This is a genomic window from Devosia indica (assembly GCF_003056405.1).
GTDB lineage: Bacteria > Pseudomonadota > Alphaproteobacteria > Rhizobiales > Devosiaceae > Devosia > Devosia indica.
On sequence record NZ_PYVZ01000037.1, the window covers coordinates 1 to 3,209 of the forward strand.

At 61.3% G+C, this 3,209-nt stretch carries 2 protein-coding genes; both read left to right on the top strand.

Annotated features, from left to right (window positions below; all coding sequences use genetic code 11):
• On the top strand, positions 1-1,090 hold a 1,090-nt coding region (locus DDE76_RS19235; RefSeq protein WP_210202710.1), incomplete at its 5' end, for an AAA family ATPase.
• 93 nt (positions 1,091-1,183) lie between these two features.
• Positions 1,184-2,533: a DUF6035 family protein gene (locus tag DDE76_RS19240; protein ID WP_104892173.1), complete on the top strand. Its 1,350-nt coding sequence runs from the start codon at positions 1,184-1,186 to the stop codon at positions 2,531-2,533.
• Positions 2,534-3,209: the final 676 nt, after the last annotated feature.

The window sequence follows — 3,209 nt, forward strand, 5'->3', positions numbered from 1 at the left end:
GCCCGCATCCACTTCAAATGAAGCACGGATGTTCGGGCCCGACCGTGAAGAGCCGGAGATGCACCCGCCAAGTGGCGAGGGCGACCTCATGGACTTCGATGATCTCGATGCAGACGAGGATCGGTTCGCCGACTACGAGATCCGGCTGCATGCCATGATGCGGGCTCGGCTCGGCCGCGCAGTCCGCTATCGCACCTCAGAGGGTGAGAAGACGATCGTGCGTTTGGCGGACCTGCCCCAGGCGGACGCTGTCGACGGTAGCTCTGACAGGGAACGACGGAGCGCCATCCGGGCGCAACGCAACCAGCTGATCGAGTTCTTCACCCTCGGCGGACCGTCGGATCAGCATCAGATCGACGAACTCGCGGCGGACCTCTTTGCCCAGCACATGCTGCTGGGGCCAGCCATTGAGCATATCCGATCCAGCAGCCAGCTGGCATTGAACCGTGGCGCCAGCTGGTTCGCCTTTCACCCGCTGCTGATTGCCTCACCACCGGGCCTGGGCAAGACCAACTTTGTGCGCAGCCTGGCGGCGGCAAGCGGTCTGCCGGTCATCTACATCGACTGCAGCCTTGAGAAGACCGTGACCAGCATTACTAGCGGCGACAGCGTGTTCGGCACTTCGCGCGCATCCGCCCTGATCAGCGGCCTCGTTGAACACAAGGTGGCCAATATCCTTGTGGTGTTCGATGAGATCGACAAGCTGACGGACGTGTCTCGGAATGCCTCGGCGACGCCGAGCGAGAACCTGATCGGACTGGTGCAGCGCGAGACTGCCAAGGTCTATCGCGACAGCCACCTGCAGATGACGGTTGACCTGAGCTATCTCAACTTCATCCTCCTGGCCAACGACCTCCGTCGGATCGCGGCGCCATTGAGGGACCGCGTGAAGATCGTTCAGCTCGATCCTCCGACCGCACGGCAAATCGCTGACATCGCGGCACAGGAGGTGGAACGTCGGGGCCTTGATCCAGGGCTGGTGCCGATCCTGCGCAGGGCAACAGCCACGGGCAAAATCAGGAGCTTGCGCAAGCTGCACAAGCTGCTCGATGCCGCCCAGGCGACCAAGTCTCGGCCGTTGCTGAACTAAGCGCCGCCCACCCTTCCCAAAAATCATTACCGCGGAGCCGTCAGGTCCGCGAACGCCACAACCTTGTCTTAAGACGACCAGAAAGCACCCACCATGTGCAACCGCACCATCAAGACCGTGACCTCCCCCTCGGAATTTGGCGACCTCGTCATTCCAGCTGCAAGTATCCTTGACCCGATGCAGTCGGCCCAACTGGCCGAACAGCGCCTTGCTATCACCATGGCGAGGGCCAAAGGCGAGGCGCTCTATCGCTGCCATGAATGTGGGGAACCCGTCTATATTGCCCGAACCTTCCAGGCCGACGGCAATGGGGGCCTGCACTTTCGGCACTTCCAGAGCGAGATGGCCAAGGCCTGCAAGTGGCGCATCGGCGGCAGTGTCCGGGATCTAGGCGCCATCCGCTTCAATGGTCAGCAAGAAGGCAATGAGCACTTCCGCCTCAAGCACGCACTGGCCGAAGCTCTCGCTCAGGACTCCTACTTTTGGTCCGTGGCGGTTGAAAAGCAGATTGTCGGAGAGACCACCGGCACGCGGCGCCAGCCCGATGTCTCAGCGCGGTTCCTGAACGGTGAGCTTGTGGGGTTTGACCTCCAGCTGGCCGGCATGTCGGTCAAGGATATTGCGGGACGCAACAGTTTCTATCTCGAGAACGACATCCACCACGTGTGGCTGACCTCTGCGTCGGACCTTGAACGGCTCAGGACCCAGAGTTTTCAGGACATCTACTTTGGCATAGGAGCATCCATCTACTGTGCCTCCCCCGCTGCGTTGGAGGCCAGTGAGGCCGAGGGGCAGTTGCAGCTTGATGATCTGCAGATCGTGCCGAACCTAGGAGACAAGGGGATCTACTGCAGCTGGCAGGTCGGGCGGGTTGGCGTCGAGCGCATCTTGCGTGATCTGCCAACTCGGCAGGCCTACGGCATTACAGCGTTTGGCCGGGCCTTTTCCGATCAGGTCGATCAGGACACCCATCAGGCCGTCCGACGCCTGCGCGACGCCTGCATGGCGGGAGCGTCCTGGCCGTCAGTGGCTGCGGACTGGACCATTGTCGCCAAGGCTGTCCATGGACGGAACGGCAAGATGGCACAGTCGGACAATGTTCATCTGATGCTGGCCTGGCTGGCCCTTGCCGAAGAGCTGAACCGTGTAGCGGCAGCGCCGGACGGATATGCCGCGGAGTTCAATCGCCGGACGGCCCGTCTGCTTGCGGTTCGGAATGCGGCCAACTGGGTCTCGCTCATCGACCTGGTGTTGACCCGACACCCGACCCTGAACAACCACCTCGGTCCAGATCATCTGCAGCAGATCGGCCAGCTGCGTCGGCGGCGTGTGGCCGGCCACTACCAGCAGTTTCACCGCTCGATGATTGCGATTTGCTTCCCGTTCCTGGCCTACTGGCTGCTGGCAAAAGCCCCTGACTTTCCGCCGAGCTTTCGCGGCTAGGGATCTCCTTTGGGGCATGGTCAGTGAACTGCCCATGCAGGGGACCGCCCAGGGGGCGGTCCTGCGGCCCCTCTCGGGGCCTCTGGCTGGGACAGAAAGACGGGACCCTTGGTCCCGGATAGATAGAAGAAAGAGGTCTGCCGCCTCATGCCAGAAGTGTGAAGGCGGTTGACGCCAATCGAGGCCACATACTCTCTACCCCATCTCCGCTCGCCTTGGCGAGCGGGCAAGCGCTGCAGGCGCCAGTGGCCTCGGCTTGGGGTCAAGCTCCGGACCAAGGGTCCTAAAATCCAATCTTCCCGCAGGGAAAGCGATGCGCATTGAACACCATCGCCCCGCCGTTGCGGGCGAGGTCGGGCAAAGCGGGATTTGATTTTGGGCAGGACGGAGCGGACTGCCTGCCATTAGTAGTTAAGTAGATAATTTCAGCAGCCTGACAGCCAAACCGGACCGTCTCGAAGGCGCCCCATTCCGGCCGTTCAGGCCGCCATTTCCATTTCCCGAAAGCAGTCAGTCAGCTCTGGTCCTAGCAACGTCGATAACGGGGTGGAGGCTGTGTGAAAACCCCTGAATATGTTATGATTTGGCACTGCTTCGGAGGTGCCATATGGGACGTTTCGTTGAAGGTGCAGACCGTGACCAGGCGAGTTTTTTGCCAGCGCGTCTTGAAGACTAT

Excerpts from the sequence above, each read along its gene's own strand:
- DDE76_RS19240 (WP_104892173.1), top strand. The coding sequence starts at position 1,184 with ATGTGCAACCGCACCATCAAGACCGTGACCTCCCCCTCGGAATTTGGC.